A 14,181-nucleotide genomic window follows, 5' to 3' on the forward strand; every position below is an offset into this window, starting at 1 on the left:
CGGTGGGCGACGTCCCGCCCCGCGGACGGTTCGCCACCGAACCACTCCTTGGCGTGCACCGCTTGTACGACCGGTACCCACCGCCTGTGGATAACTTCCGCAGGGATCCGCGGCACGGCGCATGCTGGGGTCCGGACGACGAAGGACGGGGGCGACGATGCGGCATCCGATGCTCAAGCCCGCGCTGCGGCGCGGCTGGCGGGACAGGGAAACGGTGCGGTTCGGGGTGGCGCCGGCACATGCGCTGGTGGTCGGCCCGGTCGACACGGCGACGGGCAGCTTCCTCTCCCTGCTCGACGGCACCCGCACCCTCCGGCAACTGATCGACGAGGGCGCGTCGCTGGACCTCCCGGCCGACCACGTGCGGGGGGTGGTGGACCGGCTCGGCGCGGCCGGACTGCTGGAATCCCCCACCGCCGGCGGCCCGTCGGCCGAGGCCGTCCGGGCGGACCAGGGCGCCTTCGAGCAGCTGCGGCCCGATCTGGCGTCCCTCTCGGTGCGGCATCCGGAGCCCGCGGGCGCCCTGGCCCGGATGGGGGCACGCCGGGCGGTCCGGGCCAAGGTCAAGGGTGCGGGGCGGGTCGGGGCGGCGATCGCGGGGCTGCTGTCGGCCTCCGGGATCGGCCGGGTGGAGGTGGTCGACGGCGGCACGGTCCGGCCGTGGGACGTGCTGCCCGGCGGGCTGCCGGCCGAGCGGACCGGGGAGCGGCGCGACGCCGCCGCGCGAGGACTGGTCCGCCGGTGCTCCCCCTGGGGCCGTACGCCGCGGCCGAGGGTCCCGCTGAGCGAATCCGGTGAACCCGGGCTGTCCCTCGTGGTGCTGGCGCCGCGGGACGGGCTCGGCGCGTACGCCCCCGACCCGGTGCTCTCCGAGCCGCTGGTCTCCGCCGGGATCCCGCATCTTTACGCGGGGGTGATCGAGGGCACGGGTGTGGTGGGTCCGTTGGTGCTGCCCGGAGGTTCGGCCTGTGCCCGTTGCGATGAACTGCGCCGTACGGACGCGGAGCCGGCCTGGCCGCGGCTGCTCGCGCAGTGGCGGTCGGGACGGGGTGCGCCCGCGGTGCCGGCCTGCGATGCCGCGCTGGCAACGGCGGTCGCGGGGATCGCCGCCGTGCAGGCGCTGACGTTCCTGGACGGCGAACTGCCGCCGTGCACAGGGGCGCGGATGGAACTCGCCTCGCCGTGTGCCACGGTGCGGACGGTGCGGATCGAGCCGCATCCGGAGTGCGGCTGCGGCGCTGCCGGGGTGCGGGGTGCGGCAGACGCCTCGGATCCTCGGCCGTGACACGCCACAATGACGGAGTAACCCCGGTTGGGGGACAGTGTGAGTTGGAGGGGCGCATGTCTGATCTTCCCCGCAAGGCGGTCACCCGCACCGCCAAGCTGGCCGCGCTGCCACTGGGGTTCGCCGGCCGTGCCACCTGGGGCCTCGGCAAGCGGATCGGCGGCAGATCCGCGGAGATCGTGGGCCGGGAGCTGCAACAGCGCACCGCGGAACAGCTCTTCAAGGTGCTCGGTGAGCTGAAGGGCGGGGCGATGAAGTTCGGGCAGGCGCTGTCCGTCTTCGAGTCGGCGCTGCCGGAGGAGATCGCCGGCCCCTACCGCGCTGCCCTGACGAAGCTGCAGGAGGCGGCGCCGCCGATGCCGACGAGCACGGTGCACGCGGTGCTGGCGGAGCGGCTCGGCGCGGACTGGCGGGAGCTGTTCGAGGAGTTCGGGGACAAACCGGCGGCGGCGGCCTCGATCGGGCAGGTGCACCGCGCGGTGTGGCACGACGGCCGTGACGTGGCCGTGAAGGTGCAGTATCCGGGTGCCGGCCAGGCCCTGTTGTCGGATCTGTCGCAGCTGAGCCGGTTCGCCCGGCTGCTGGGCCCGCTGGTTCCCGGCATGGACATCAAGCCGCTGATCACCGAGTTGCGCGACCGGGTGTCGGAGGAGCTGGACTACTCCCTGGAGGCGGCGGCCCAGCAGGCGCACGCCGAGGAGTTCGCCGACGACCCGGATGTGGTGGTGCCGGCGGTGGTGCACCAGAGCGACGAGGTGCTGGTGACGGAGTGGATGGACGGGGTGCCGCTGTCGGAGGTGATCGCGGACGGCACCGAGGAGCAGCGGGACCGGGCCGGTCAGCTGCTGGCCCGCTTCCTCTTCTCCGGCCCCGCCCGTACGGGCCTGCTGCATGCCGATCCGCACCCGGGGAACTTCCGGCTGCTGGCCGGGGACTTCCCGGACGGCCCGGTCGAGGAGTGGCGGCTGGGGGTGCTGGACTTCGGCACCGTCGACCGGCTGCCCGAGGGACTGCCCCCGACGATCGGCACCTCACTGCGGATGACGCTGGACAGCGAGGCGGACGCCGTCTACCAGCTGCTGTGCGAGGAGGGCTTCGTCAAGGAGTCCATCGAGCTGGATCCGGACGCGGTGCTCGAATATCTGCTGCCGATCATCGAACCCGCCCTGGTGGACGAGTTCACCTTCACCCGGGGCTGGATGCGCCAGCAGGCCGCGCGTATCGGTGATCCGCGCTCCCCCGCCCACCAGTTGGGCAAGCAGCTCAACCTGCCGCCCGCCTACCTTCTGATCCACCGGGTGACCCTGAGCACGATCGGGGTGCTGTGCCAGCTGGGGGCGACGGTACGGCTGCGCGACGAACTGGAGGCATGGCTGCCCGGTTTCGTCCCCGAGGAGGAGCCGGCCGGCCCGGACGTCACCGCCATCGACACCGTCGTGGAGGAGGAGATCGGTACGGACCTCGGCAAGCGGGCCGTCGAGGAGACCACGGCCTGAGCCGTCCCGGCGGGGCACGCGCCCTGACCGGCACCGGCCGGCTGGGGCGCACGGCTCGCTGACGCGTACAGACCGCTGGGGCACACGGCCGCTGGGTCACGGCCGCCGGAGCGCACGGCCGCTGGGTCACTGCCGCTGGGTAACTGCCGGTGGGACGCACGGACCGTCCCGTCCGTCCCGTCCCGTCCTTTCCGCCCGTCCGCTCCGTCCACAGGGGTGGGCAGGACGCCGGTCCGCGGGGCTTCCGGCTCCGGTGGTGTCCGGCCTCGCCCTCACCACCAGCTCGAATCGAGCCGCCCTTCGATGGCCCGGATGTTCTGCCGTGCGCAGCCGTCGCAGAAGTAGCGGCGCTCGCCGTTCTCGACGGAGCAGGTCCAGGTCGGCGGGGAGCCCTCGGCGACCGCGCCGCAGCCGGCGCACACCATGTTCCCCTCGGCCAACTCCGCCTGTTCCTGCGTCTTCTGGTCCACCCGCCGACGATATCCCCGTCCACCCCCCGAAACAGGGCACCACGCACCGCGGGGCCCGCCCTGTCGGACGGACCCCATGGGCGGCGGCATCGGCCTGCCGCCTTACTGCATCACGGCCATCGCCAGCGCACGGCGGGCGCGGAGCGACGCGCGCTCGGCACGCCGCTGCATACGCCGCGCGGCGGCGAGCCGATGAGCCCTGCGTTCCGATTCGGCCTCTTGCAGGCGTTCGTGCATATGCGCACGGGCCAGGGCTTCTGGAATGAGTTGCATCGCGAGGTTCCTGTTCTGACGCGACTCGATCGCGTCGGCGTTCACGGGGACGGGGGTGTCGGTGAGGGAGGGATTCATCGTGAGGTCCTGCTTCTGGGGATCCCGTGTGAGGGGACGATCGATCGTTCCTGTGCTGATGGTGTTCATGCCGTGACCGGGTTCTTGCGCGGACGGCCACGCGGACGCTTCCGGGGCACGACGACGCCCTGGACGAAGAGCTCGCCGCCCCAGACGCCCCACGGCTCACGGCGGTCTTTGGCGCCGGCCAGACAGGCCTCACGGACCGGACAGGTCTGGCACAGGGTCTTGGCGTACTCGACGTCGGCCGGGGACTCGGCGAAGAAGACCTCGGGGTCGTAGGTCCGGCACGGAACAGCAGCGCCGAGGCGGTCGATCTCGTCGTCGAGCTCGGTGAGGGGAAGCAAGGAGTTCTCCTGAGGGTCAGGCGGAGGGATCAGGTCGGTTGCTACGGACGGGGTGTGCGTCTGCAGTTGCACGGTGGTGTGTTCCTCGTCTGTTCGGCCCGCTGGTGGCGGGCGCGTTGGGCAAACAAAAGGGCCGCGGATCCCGGTGTGGGTTCCGCGGCCCTGGAAGGTGCCGACCTGATCGTGCCGATCAGGCTGGATCTCTCCAGGGTTCGAGGCCGCGGTAGGCCCACATGTCATGCTGCGTCTGGTACTGATTCCGGGATTCGGCACCCTTGGCCGCCGCGAAGACGCCGGCAAGTGCCGGTGCCGCCGTTGCTGCTACAGGTGCCTCGGTCGGTCGCGCGGTGCGCTCACTGCGCGTCAGCACAGCGAGGGACTCGGGGCGCGCGACCTCGATACCGGACAGACGGCCGAAGCCGGACAGACCGGTACCCGGGAGCGAGGAGCCGAGCGGGCAGGTGGCGACGACCGAGCGATCGGTCATTTTGTTCGTCTCGATGAAGCTGATCACTGGGCTCGCCTCCTCTCGGCGTCTCGGTGGACCGGGAATCCCGGTCCAGGGTGTTCAAGTACAGCACGGATCCATCGGATCTCGGAAAGAAACCGTTGTCTCCGTTGCTTCCGAAGGCTATGGGGATGCGCTCCGCGCGCGCAAACTATTTTTCCGACGAGTTTTCCGCGGCGTCCCCGGACACCTCTCCCGGGGCTCCCACGAGCTCCTCGCCGGCACAGATTGCCAGCACGTCACTGCCGTAGCGGTCGAACTTCCGCCGCCCCACTCCTGAGATGACCGCGAGCTCCGCTTCGGTTCCCGGAACGGCCTCCGCGATCGCCATCAGGGTCTTGTCGGTGAAGACGCAGTAGGCGGGCTGCCGGGACCGCGCCGCCTGCTCGGCCCGCCACTCGCACAGCCGCTCGTAGAGCCCCTCGTCGAGCTCGGAGGGGCAGTCCTCGCACCGCATCAGCTTCATCTCGCCCGCGTCGGTGAGGGTCTTGTTGCAGACCCGGCAGCGGGCCGGGCTGCGGTGCCGGGGACGCCGTGCCACCGCCGCCGTCCCCTCGCCGCGCTCGACGCCCCCGGAGAGCGCGCCCGGCGTACGGCGGCCGGCCACCGCCCCGGACCCGGGCCGCAGGCCGCTGAGGAAGCGGCTGGCGCGGCGGGAGGCCCGCCCGCCGGGCGAGCGCGCCAGCGACCAGGACAGGCCCAGATGCAACCGGGCGCGGGTGACGCCCACATAGAGCAGCCGGCGCTCCTCCTCGATCTGCTCCTCGCTCTTGGCGTAGGTGATCGGCATCATGCCCTCGGTGAGGCCGACCAGGAAGACGGCGTCCCACTCCAGGCCCTTGGCGGCGTGCAGGGACGCGAGGGTGACCCCTTCGACGGTGGGGGCGTGCTGGGCGTTGGCCCGCTCGTCCAGCTCGGCGACCAGATCCGCGAGGGTGGCCGTCGGCCGGGCCTTGGCGAAGTCCTCGGCGAGCCGCACGAGGGCCGCCAGGGACTCCCAGCGGTCGCGCACCGCCCCCGAGCCGGCCGGCGGGCGGCTCGTCCAGCCCATGTCGCTGAGCACCGCCCGCACCTCCGACGGCAGGTCCAGGGCATCGTCGAGCAGTGCGTCGTTGGCACCGAAACGGGCGGCGCCGCGCAGCTTGACGCCGGCCTCGCGCACCTCCGGCCGCTCGAAGAACCGCTCCGCGCCCCGCAGCTGATACGGCACCCCGGCGTCGGCCAGCGCCTGCTCGTAGACCTCGGACTGGGCATTGATACGGAAGAGCACGGCGATCTCGCTGGCGGGCACACCGGAAGCGATCAGGTCGCGGATCCGGCGGGCGGTGCCCTCGGCCTCGGCGGGCTCGTCGGCGTACTCCGTGTACCCGGGCTCCGGTCCGGCCTCGCGCTGCGAGACCAGTTCCAGGCGGTGCTCGGCGGCGCGCCCCTTGGCCTGCGTCAGCAGACCGTTGGCGAGGTGCACGACCTGGGGGCTGGAGCGGTAGTCGCGGACGAGCTTGACGACCGTGGCGTTCGGATGGCGGGTGCGGAAGTTGAGGAGGTGGTCCGGGGTCGCGCCGGTGAAGCTGTAGATCGTCTGGCTGGCGTCGCCGACCACGCAGAGGGTGTCGCGGTCCCCCAGCCACAGCTCCAGCAGCCGCTGCTGGAGCGGGCTGACGTCCTGGTACTCGTCGACGACGAAGTGCTGGTACTGGGCACGGACCTGCTCGGCGATGTCGTGCCGGTCCTGCAGCACGCCGACCGTGAGGAGCAGCACGTCCTCGAAGTCGATGCTGCCCCGCTCCCGCTTGAGCTGTTCGTACGTGCGGTAGACCTGCGCGATCTCCGCCGGGTCGCGAGGGGCCTCACGGCCGGCCTTGACGACCGCGGCCGGATAGTCGGCCGGCACGGTCTGGGTGACCTTGGACCATTCGATTTCGGCGGTGACATCGCGCAGCTCGTTGCGGTCGAACCGCAGGCCGCAGCGGGTGGCGGACTCGGCAACCAGCTGGATCTTGCGCTCCAGCAGCCGCGGGACCTCCCCGCCCACGGCCTTCGGCCAGAAGAACTGCAGCTGCCGCAGCGCCGCGGAGTGGAACGTCCTGGCCTGGACCCCGCCCGCGCCGAGCTGACGCAGCCGGCCGCGCATCTCGCCCGCCGCGCGAGCCGTGAACGTGACCGCGAGCACACTCGCCGGCTGCAGGATCCCGGCCCGCACCCCGTAGGCGATCCGGTGGGTGATCGCGCGGGTCTTGCCCGTGCCGGCGCCGGCCAGCACGCAGACGGGACCGTGCAGCGCCGTGGCGACCTCGCGCTGCTCGGGGTCGAGCCCGTCGAGCACCCCGTCGGCCGAGTCAGGCACCTGCGGGAAAAGAGAGGAGTCCGTTGCTGCTGTCACCCCGCCATGCTGCCAGGTCCGCGAAGGCGCCCGGGCAGCCCGTCCACAGCCACCGCGCACCGGTCGTACGCATCACGTCCGCTGGGGACAACCCGACGCACGCGGGAGCGGCCGATGCTTTGCTTTTCTCAGCGCGAGAGGCAGCGAGCAGCGGCCGGGAACGGCCGGCAGGGACAGGGAGAAGGCGGCGGCGAGCGGGCCGGCGGTGACGGTGACGGTGGCGGACGGGGACGCAGGTGGTGCGGACGGGTGGAATCCGGAGGGTCGCGGGGGCCGGAGGCCGGGCGGTGGCTCGGAGGGGCCGGGGAAGCCGGGGCTAGGCGGGGGCCGGAACGTGCGGGCCAGGGCCGCGCAGCCCGGGTGGGTGCCCTAGGGGGCACGGCGCGGGGCGGGCGGGCCCGTGGGTGGGGGGCCGGATTCGGCGGCGGTGGTGGGGAGGGGCGGGGGTGGGGGGTGGGGCCCCCGGGAATGCCTCGGGCACGTCGTACGTTGTGCCCCTCGGCCGCATCGATGACGCGTCGGGCGGTATCGGATACGACTTATCGAAGGAGCGCGGGGCGCATGGCGGGCACTGTGACGATGTACAGCACGACCTGGTGCGGCTACTGCCGGCGGCTGAAGGGTCAGATGGACCGCGAGGGCATCCAGTACACCGAGATCAACATCGAGCACGACCCGGAGTCCGCGGCGTTCGTGGAGAAGGCCAACGGCGGCAACCAGACGGTGCCGACCGTGCTCTTCCCGGACGGTTCGACGCTGACCAACCCGTCTCTGGCGCAGGTCAAGCAGAAGGTCGGCGCCTGAGCGTCGGTGTGAGCCGTTTCATGGGCCGCCGGCCGGTTTCGTTTCCACGAGCCGGCCGGCGGCCCTTTTGCGTGCCTCGCAGGGCGGCCGGCCGGCCGGCTTGGGTGCGTACGGCACACCCGTGCGTCCCGCCCCGCCCCGCGCCCCTACGGCTTGGGCAGCGGCTTGCCGTACCAGAGCTCGATGAGGCGGGCGGCGATGGAGATGCCGTACGGCGGGAGGACCTCGCCGGATTCGAAGGCGGCGCGCAGGTCCTCCCGGGAGAACCAGCGGGCCTCTTCGATCTCCTCGCCGTCGACCTGGATCTCGGAGGAGGTGGCGCGCGCCATGAAGCCCAGCATCAGGCTGGAGGGGAAGGGCCAGGGCTGGCTGGCGATGTACTCGACGTCGCCGACCACGACGCCGGCCTCCTCGAAGACCTCGCGGGCCACCGACTGCTCGATGGACTCGCCCGGCTCGACGAAGCCGGCGAGGGTGGAGAAGCGGCCCTCGGGCCAGTGGACCTGGCGGCCGAGGAGCGCGCGGTCGTCCTCGTCGGTGACGAGCATGATCACTGCCGGGTCGGTGCGCGGGTAGTGCTCGGCGCCGCACGCCGGGCAGCGGCGGATGTGGCCCGCCGCGGCGATGACGGTGCGCTCGCCGCAGCGCGAGCAGAAGCGGTGCAGCCGCTGCCAGTTCTCCAGGGCGACGGCGTGGACGAGCAGTCCGGCGTCGCGCGGGGACAGCAGCAGGCCGGCCTCGCGCAGGCCCGCCGGGCGCGCGGACTGGTCCATGCGGCCGGGGAGCGTGTCCTTCTGGAGGGCGAAGTAGCTGACGCCGTCGTCGTCGGTGCCGAGGTAGTAGCGGTGGGCCTCGGTCAGCGGCGCCTCGAAGGACGGCGTCGTGATCAGCTCGGTGCGGCCGTCGGGGGTGTCGTCGATCAGCGCCTGTCCGCCGGACACCACGAAGACGCGCGTCGTCGGGTGGCTCCAGGCCGCCGCCAGCCAGGCCTCGTCGAGTCGGTGATGAGCGGAGCGGTCAATTCCGCTCGGCGCGCTGAAGGTGAGCGGCCGGCCGGCGGTGTGGTCGGTCCAGGTGGTCACTGCTGTTTCCAACTCCCCCTGTGGCGTGGGTGATTGCTGCATACGGGTGCGGAGCGGTACGGCGGGAGCACACGGTCAAGCCGGGCGCCAGGTCTCCGCCAGGTCGCCCCACAGGTGGGCGGCGGTCTCGACGCCCTTCATCAGCAGGTCGAGTTCGACCTTTTCGTTCGGTGCGTGCCAGCCGTCGGACGGTACGGAGATCCCGAGGAAGAGCACCGGGACGCCGAGGACGTCCTGCAGGTCGGCCGCCGGTCCGGAGCCGCCCTCGCGGGTGAAGCGGATCTTCTGTTCGAAGGCCAGGCCCATGGCGCGGACGAGGGACTGGAGCGCGGGGTGGTCGAGCGGGGTGAGGCAGGGGCGGGTGGCGCCCCAGAAGGTGATCTCGTGCCGGATGCCGGGCGGGAGCTGTGCGGCGACCCAGTCGCGTACGGACTGCTGCACGGCGGCCGCGTTCTGTCCTGCGACCAGCCGGAAGGACAGCTTGAGCTGTGCGGTGGACGGCACGATGGTCTTGCCGCCGGGGCCCTGGTAGCCGCCGCCGATGCCGTTGACCTCGGCGGTGGGGCGGGCCCAGATGCGCTCCAGGGTGGTGCTGCCCGCCTCGCCGAGGGGGGCGTGGGAGTGCGCGGTGCGCAGCCACTCCTCCTCGTCGAAGGGCAGCTCGGCGAAGAGTTCCCGCTCGCGCTCGGTGAGCTCGATCACGCCGTCGTAGAAGCCGGGGACGGCGACGCGGCGGTCGGTGTCGTGGAGCGCGGCGGCCAGCCGGGCGGCCTCGGTGGCGGGGTTGGGGACCGCGCCGCCGAACGAGCCGGAGTGGATGTCCTGGTCGGGGCCGTGGAGGTCGATCTGGCAGTCGGTGAGGCCGCGCATGCCGGTGCACACCGTGGGGGTGTCCCGGGACCACATGCCGGTGTCGGAGACGATCACCGCGTCGCAGGCGAGGCGGTCGGCGTGCTTCTCGATCAGGGCCGGGAAGTTCGGGGAGCCGGACTCCTCCTCGCCCTCGATGAGCAGCTTGAGGTTGACGGCGGGGGCGGTGCGGCCGGTCGCGGCGAGGTGCGCGCGCACGCCCAGGGTGTGGAAGAACACCTGACCCTTGTCGTCGGCGGCGCCGCGGGCGTAGAGCTTGCCGTCGGCGGTGTGCGGGACGAAGGGGTCGGTGTGCCAGCCGTCCTCGCGGGCGGCGGGCTGGACGTCGTGGTGGCCGTAGACGAGCACGGTCGGCGCGGCCGGGTCCCCGGAGGGCCACTCGGCGAAGACCGCGGGCAGGCCGTCGGTCTCCCAGATCTCGGTGGCGGGGAAGCCGGTGTCGGAGAGCTTCGCGGCGAGCCATTCGGCGCTGCGGCGGACGTCGCCGGCGCGCTCCGGGTCGGCGGACACGGAGGGGATGCGCAGCCAGTCGGCGAGGTCCTGGAGGAAGGCCTCGCGGTGGCGGGCGATGTACGCGCGGACGGCGCTGTCCGGGGTGGTGCTCATACGACCGAGCCTATCGGCCTTGTGGGGGCGGCCGGTCGGCGGTCTCGCCGAGCAGGATGCGTTCGAGTCCGGCCCGGCCGGGCAGCCGGGCGGGTCTGACCACCTCGCCGCTGCGGACGTAGAGGAAGGCGGCGTCGACGGCGGACGGCTCCAGGCCGTACCGCTCGGCCCAGGCGAGGCGGTAGACGGCCAGCTGGAGGGGGTCGGCGCTGTGGGCGCGGCCGGTCTTCCAGTCGACGATCTCGAAGCGGTCGCCGTCGGGGCCGGGCTCCTTGTAGACGGCGTCGATGCGGCCGCGGATGACCCGTCCGGCGAGGGTCAGCTGGAAGGGGGCTTCGACGCGGAAGGGGGTGCGGTGGGCGTAGGGGGTGCGGGCGAAGGCTTCCTTGAGGGTTTCGAGGTCGTGTTCGTCGACGATCTCGGTTTCCTCGCCGGGTTCGGCGCCCGGGAGGTCGTCGGGTCCGAGCAGCGGCAGCGTGAGCTCTTCGAAGCGGGACTCGACCCAGGCGTGGAAGCGGGTGCCGCGGCGGGCGCCGGGCTGGGGCGGGCGCGGCATGGGGCGGGCGAGTTCGCGGGCGAAGCCGTCGGGGTCGGCGGCGAGGCGGAGCAGTTGGGTGGCGCTGAGGGCGGAGGGCAGCGGGACGTCGCGGACGGTGGCGCGGGAGCGGCGCAGCTCGGCGGCGAGCGCGTCCAGGTCGCGGTCCCAGGAGCCGACGGTGCGCCGCTCCTCGGGGTGGAGGGCGTGCGGCGCGGTGTCGTCGGGGTGGGCGAGGCCGGGGCCGGTGGGTGTCGTGAGGTCGGGCTCGGCGGCGCGCTGGGCGACGATGCGGGCGGCGGGGCGCGGCGACGGGTGGGCCTCGGGGGTGTCGTACGGTGGGGCGTGGTCCTCGTCGTACGACCCGGGGTCGGACGTGTCAGCGGGCGAGGCGGCCGCGGCGGACTGGGGCGCCTCGTCGTGGGGAGCAGCTTCGTCGTACGGGCCGGGTCCGGGTACGCCGTACGGAACGGCCTCGTCGTAGGGAACGGCCTCGTCGTACGGGGCGCCCTGCTCGTACGGCGGGGCGTCGTCGAACGGCGGGGCGTCGTCGAACGGGTCGGGTTCGGGGAGGGCGTGGTCGTAGGGGTCGGTGTCCCAGGGGTCGTCCGCCGGTGGCGGTGGCCAGTCGGGGTCGTGGGCGGACAAGGACGGGGCGGCGGTGGCGGTGACGGGGGTCGTGCCCGTCCGGCGCTCCAGGTGGGCGCGGACCGTGGCGGCGGCGGCGCGGCGGCGGGCCGTGGCGGTGGGGTCGAGGGGCAGTGGCCAGGCCTGTTCCGTGGCGGCCTCGGCGAGGGCGGGGTTCTCCTCGCCGTCCTCGGGGGCCGGGGCCCAGTGCTCGATCTCGCCGTGTCCTGCCTCGCAGTGTGTGCGCAGCGCCTCCAGGAACGCGGACGGGCCGCGGGGCCGCTTCTGCTGGGGGCCCCACCAGTGGCCGGAGCCGAGCAGCAGGGAGCGGGGGCGGGTGAAGGTGACGTAGCCGAGGCGGAGTTCCTCGGTCTCCTGGTGCTGCTTCATCGCCTCCTTGAAGGACTTCAGGCCGCGGGCGGCCCATTCGCCGACGTCGGGGAGGGTGGCGGCGTCGCCGCGCAGGGCGTGCGGGAGGACCTTGGCACGGCTGGTCCAGGACTCGCGGGCCTGTTCGCTGGGGAACTGCTTGGCGACCAGACCGGGTACGGCGACCACGTCCCATTCCAGGCCCTTGGACTTGTGGGCGGTGAGGACCTTGACGGTGTTGTCGCCGCCGGGAAGGGAGCTGTCGAGGCCCTTTTCGTGCTGGACGGCGGTGCGCAGGAAGCCGAGGAAGGCGAGGAGGGTGGCGTCGCCGTCGAGGGATTCGCCGCCCTGTTTGGCGGCGAATCCGGCCGCGATGTCGAGGAAGGTGCCGAGGGTTTCGCGGCGGCGGGCGGCGAGGGCGTGCGGTGACGCGGACAGCTCGACTTCCAGGCCGGTGGCGGCCAGCACCCGGTGGAGCACGTCCATGAGGGGGTCGCCGAGGGAGCGGCGCAGGTCGCGCAGTTCGGCGGCGAGGTAGGCGAAGCGCACCCGTGCCTCGGGGGAGAACGGGAGCCCGTCGTCGGGGCCTTCGGCCTCCAGGAAGGTGTCGAGGGCGTCGGCGAGCGAGATGGTCTCGGCGGGGTCCACGCCTTCGACGGCCTCGGCGAGGCGCTGTGCGGGGTCGTCGGAGGGGCCGCCGTGGTGGACGAGGGTGCGGGCGCGGCGGCCGAGGAGTGCGAGGTCGCGGGGGCCGATCCGCCAGCGCGGGCCGATCAGCAGGCGGACCAGGGCGGCGTTGGCCGTCGGGTCCTGGAGCACCTCGCAGACGGCGACGAGGTCGGCGATCTCGGGCAGGTGCAGCAGCCCGGAGAGGCCGACGACCTCCACGGGGACGTCCCGCGCGACCAGCTCCCCCTGGATGCGGGCGAAGTCGCCGGCGGTGCGGCACAGGACGGCGATCTCGCCGGGCGGGGTGCCGGTGCGGACGAGGTGGGCGAGGGAGTCGGCGAGCCAGGTGAGCTCTTCGGCGTGGGTGGGCAGCAGGGCGCAGCGGACGATGCCGTCGCGCTCGGCACCGGGGGCGGGGCGCAGCGCTTCGACGCCTTGGTGCATCCGGCGCAGTGGTGCGGCGAGGCCGTTGGCGAGGTCGAGGAGGCGGCCGCCGCTGCGGCGGTTCTCGCTGAGGGCCTGGCGGCGGGCGGGGGTGCCGTCCGGGAAGGGGAAGTGGGCGGGGAAGTCGTCGAGGTTGGCCACGGAGGCGCCGCGCCAGCCGTAGATGGCCTGGCAGGGGTCGCCGACGGCGGTGACGGCGTGCCCGGTGACGGTGTCGCTGCCGGCGCCGAAGAGGCCGGACAGCAGCAGTCGTTGGGCGACGGAGGTGTCCTGGTACTCGTCGAGCAGGACGACGCGGAATTCGTCGCGCAGGATCCGGCCGACTTCGGGGCGGGTGGTGGCGAGGGTCGCGCAGTGGGCGATCTGGTCGCCGAAGTCGAGGAGGTCGCGGCGGCGCTTCTCGGCCCGGTAGGCGGTGACGAGGTCGAGCAGTTCCAGGCGGCCGCGGGCGGTTTCGGGGACCTTGCGCAGGTCGGCGTTGGTGAGCTTCACGCCGTCGAGGGCGGCGAGAAGCTCGGTGTCGTGGGTGCGGAGCGCGGCGGGGTCCACGAGGTGCTCGGCGAGTTCGGCGTCGAGGGCGAGGACGTCCTCCACGAGGGAGGGCAGGGAGGTGGTGAGCGCGGGGTAGGGACCGGGGGCGGCGCGGAGGGTGCGGGCGGCGAGCTGGAAGCGGGTGGCGTCGGCGAGGAGCCGGGCGCTGGGCTCCAGGCCGATGCGCAGGCCGTGGTCCTTGAGGAGCTGGCCGGCGAAGGCGTGGTAGGTGGAGATCCGCGGCTCTCCGGGGGGCTGGTCGGTGGTGCCTCCGGTGTCGGACGGGAGCGGGTCGGGGTCGGTGACCCCGGCGGCGAGGAGCGCGGCCCGGACGCGTTCGGCGAGTTCGCCGGCCGCCTTGTTCGTGAACGTCAGCCCGAGGACCTGTTCGGGGGCGACCTGGCCGGTGCCCACCAGCCACACCACGCGCGCGGCCATGACCGTGGTCTTGCCCGATCCGGCTCCGGCCACGATGACCTGCGGGGCGGGCGGAGCGGTGATGCACTCCGTCTGCTCCGGCGTGAACGGGATGCCGAGGAGCTCCTTGAGCTGCTCGGGGTCGGTGAGGCGGGCTGACACAGCGAAAACCGTAGCGGGCGCCACTGACAATCCGCTGCGGCGGGCTGTTCTCCCACGTTTTTGCCTTTCCCGCCGTGGGGGTTGCTCGCCGGTTTTCGCCCGCTGCGGTGCCGCTGCGCGGGGCTGGTGCGCCCGCCGTTGCGCCTGCGGCGGGCCAGGTCCGCTGCGCGGGGCTGTGGGTGCGGTGACGGGCCTGCGGGGCCGGTGTGTGGGACTGCTTCGCTTTAC

At 73.2% G+C, this 14,181-nt stretch carries 11 protein-coding genes; 3 read left to right on the top strand and 8 right to left on the bottom strand.

Features of this window, described 5'->3' with window-relative positions:
* Positions 1–157 precede the first annotated feature (157 nt).
* Complete coding sequence (locus tag AB0411_RS26900; protein ID WP_366419842.1) at positions 158–1,285, top strand: ThiF family adenylyltransferase; 1,128 nt, start codon at positions 158–160, stop codon at positions 1,283–1,285.
* A 56-nt stretch (positions 1,286–1,341) separates the two neighbouring features.
* Positions 1,342–2,781: an ABC1 kinase family protein gene (locus tag AB0411_RS26905; RefSeq protein WP_366419843.1), complete on the top strand. Its 1,440-nt coding sequence runs from the start codon at positions 1,342–1,344 to the stop codon at positions 2,779–2,781.
* A gap of 272 nt (positions 2,782–3,053) precedes the next feature.
* On the opposite strand, the gene AB0411_RS26910 is transcribed toward AB0411_RS26905, so the two are convergent.
* The 5 genes from AB0411_RS26910 to AB0411_RS26930 form a co-directional block, all read right to left on the bottom strand.
* A complete protein-coding gene (locus AB0411_RS26910; RefSeq protein WP_366419844.1) occupies positions 3,054–3,251 on the bottom strand; it encodes a hypothetical protein in 198 nt (65 codons plus the stop codon).
* A gap of 102 nt (positions 3,252–3,353) precedes the next feature.
* Positions 3,354–3,671 carry a hypothetical protein gene (locus AB0411_RS26915; RefSeq protein ID WP_086721265.1) on the bottom strand — a complete coding sequence of 106 codons (318 nt, stop codon included), beginning with the start codon at positions 3,669–3,671 and terminating at the stop codon, positions 3,354–3,356.
* Positions 3,668–4,021 carry a WhiB family transcriptional regulator gene (locus tag AB0411_RS26920; RefSeq protein WP_086721264.1) on the bottom strand — a complete coding sequence of 118 codons (354 nt, stop codon included), beginning with the start codon at positions 4,019–4,021 and terminating at the stop codon, positions 3,668–3,670. Before AB0411_RS26920 ends, AB0411_RS26915 begins: the two co-directional genes overlap by 4 nt.
* 118 nt (positions 4,022–4,139) lie before the next feature.
* Positions 4,140–4,463: a hypothetical protein gene (locus AB0411_RS26925; protein ID WP_366419845.1), complete on the bottom strand. Its 324-nt coding sequence runs from the start codon at positions 4,461–4,463 to the stop codon at positions 4,140–4,142.
* A gap of 145 nt (positions 4,464–4,608) precedes the next feature.
* Positions 4,609–6,837, bottom strand: a complete 2,229-nt coding sequence (locus AB0411_RS26930) for an ATP-dependent DNA helicase UvrD2 (protein WP_366419846.1) — start codon at positions 6,835–6,837, stop codon at positions 4,609–4,611.
* Between the two features lie 561 nt (positions 6,838–7,398).
* Here AB0411_RS26930 and AB0411_RS26935 point away from each other — a divergent pair.
* On the top strand, positions 7,399–7,641 hold the full coding sequence (locus AB0411_RS26935; protein ID WP_366419847.1) for a mycoredoxin: 243 nt from the start codon (positions 7,399–7,401) through the stop codon (positions 7,639–7,641).
* 146 nt (positions 7,642–7,787) lie between these two features.
* Here AB0411_RS26935 and nudC read toward each other — a convergent pair whose 3' ends face one another.
* From nudC to AB0411_RS26950, 3 genes are all read right to left on the bottom strand, one after another.
* Positions 7,788–8,723 (bottom strand): NAD(+) diphosphatase, encoded by a 936-nt coding sequence (nudC, locus tag AB0411_RS26940; protein WP_366419848.1) that lies wholly within the window; start codon positions 8,721–8,723, stop codon positions 7,788–7,790.
* Positions 8,724–8,798: 75 nt separating this feature from the next.
* Positions 8,799–10,199, bottom strand: coding sequence for a dipeptidase (locus AB0411_RS26945; RefSeq protein ID WP_366419849.1), 1,401 nt, complete (start codon positions 10,197–10,199; stop codon positions 8,799–8,801).
* A 10-nt stretch (positions 10,200–10,209) separates the two neighbouring features.
* Positions 10,210–13,953, bottom strand: a complete 3,744-nt coding sequence (locus tag AB0411_RS26950; protein ID WP_366419850.1) for a UvrD-helicase domain-containing protein — start codon at positions 13,951–13,953, stop codon at positions 10,210–10,212.
* Positions 13,954–14,181: the final 228 nt, after the last annotated feature.

The sequence above is a fragment of the Streptomyces angustmyceticus genome (genome assembly GCF_040701845.1).
GTDB lineage: Bacteria > Actinomycetota > Actinomycetes > Streptomycetales > Streptomycetaceae > Streptomyces > Streptomyces angustmyceticus_A.

Excerpts from the sequence above, each read along its gene's own strand:
- AB0411_RS26945 (WP_366419849.1), bottom strand. The coding sequence starts at position 10,199 with ATGAGCACCACCCCGGACAGCGCCGTCCGCGCGTACATCGCCCGCCAC.
- AB0411_RS26935 (WP_366419847.1), top strand. The coding sequence starts at position 7,399 with ATGGCGGGCACTGTGACGATGTACAGCACGACCTGGTGCGGCTACTGC.
- AB0411_RS26905 (WP_366419843.1), top strand. The coding sequence starts at position 1,342 with ATGTCTGATCTTCCCCGCAAGGCGGTCACCCGCACCGCCAAGCTGGCC.
- AB0411_RS26900 (WP_366419842.1), top strand. The coding sequence starts at position 158 with ATGCGGCATCCGATGCTCAAGCCCGCGCTGCGGCGCGGCTGGCGGGAC.
- AB0411_RS26915 (WP_086721265.1), bottom strand. The coding sequence starts at position 3,671 with ATGAACACCATCAGCACAGGAACGATCGATCGTCCCCTCACACGGGAT.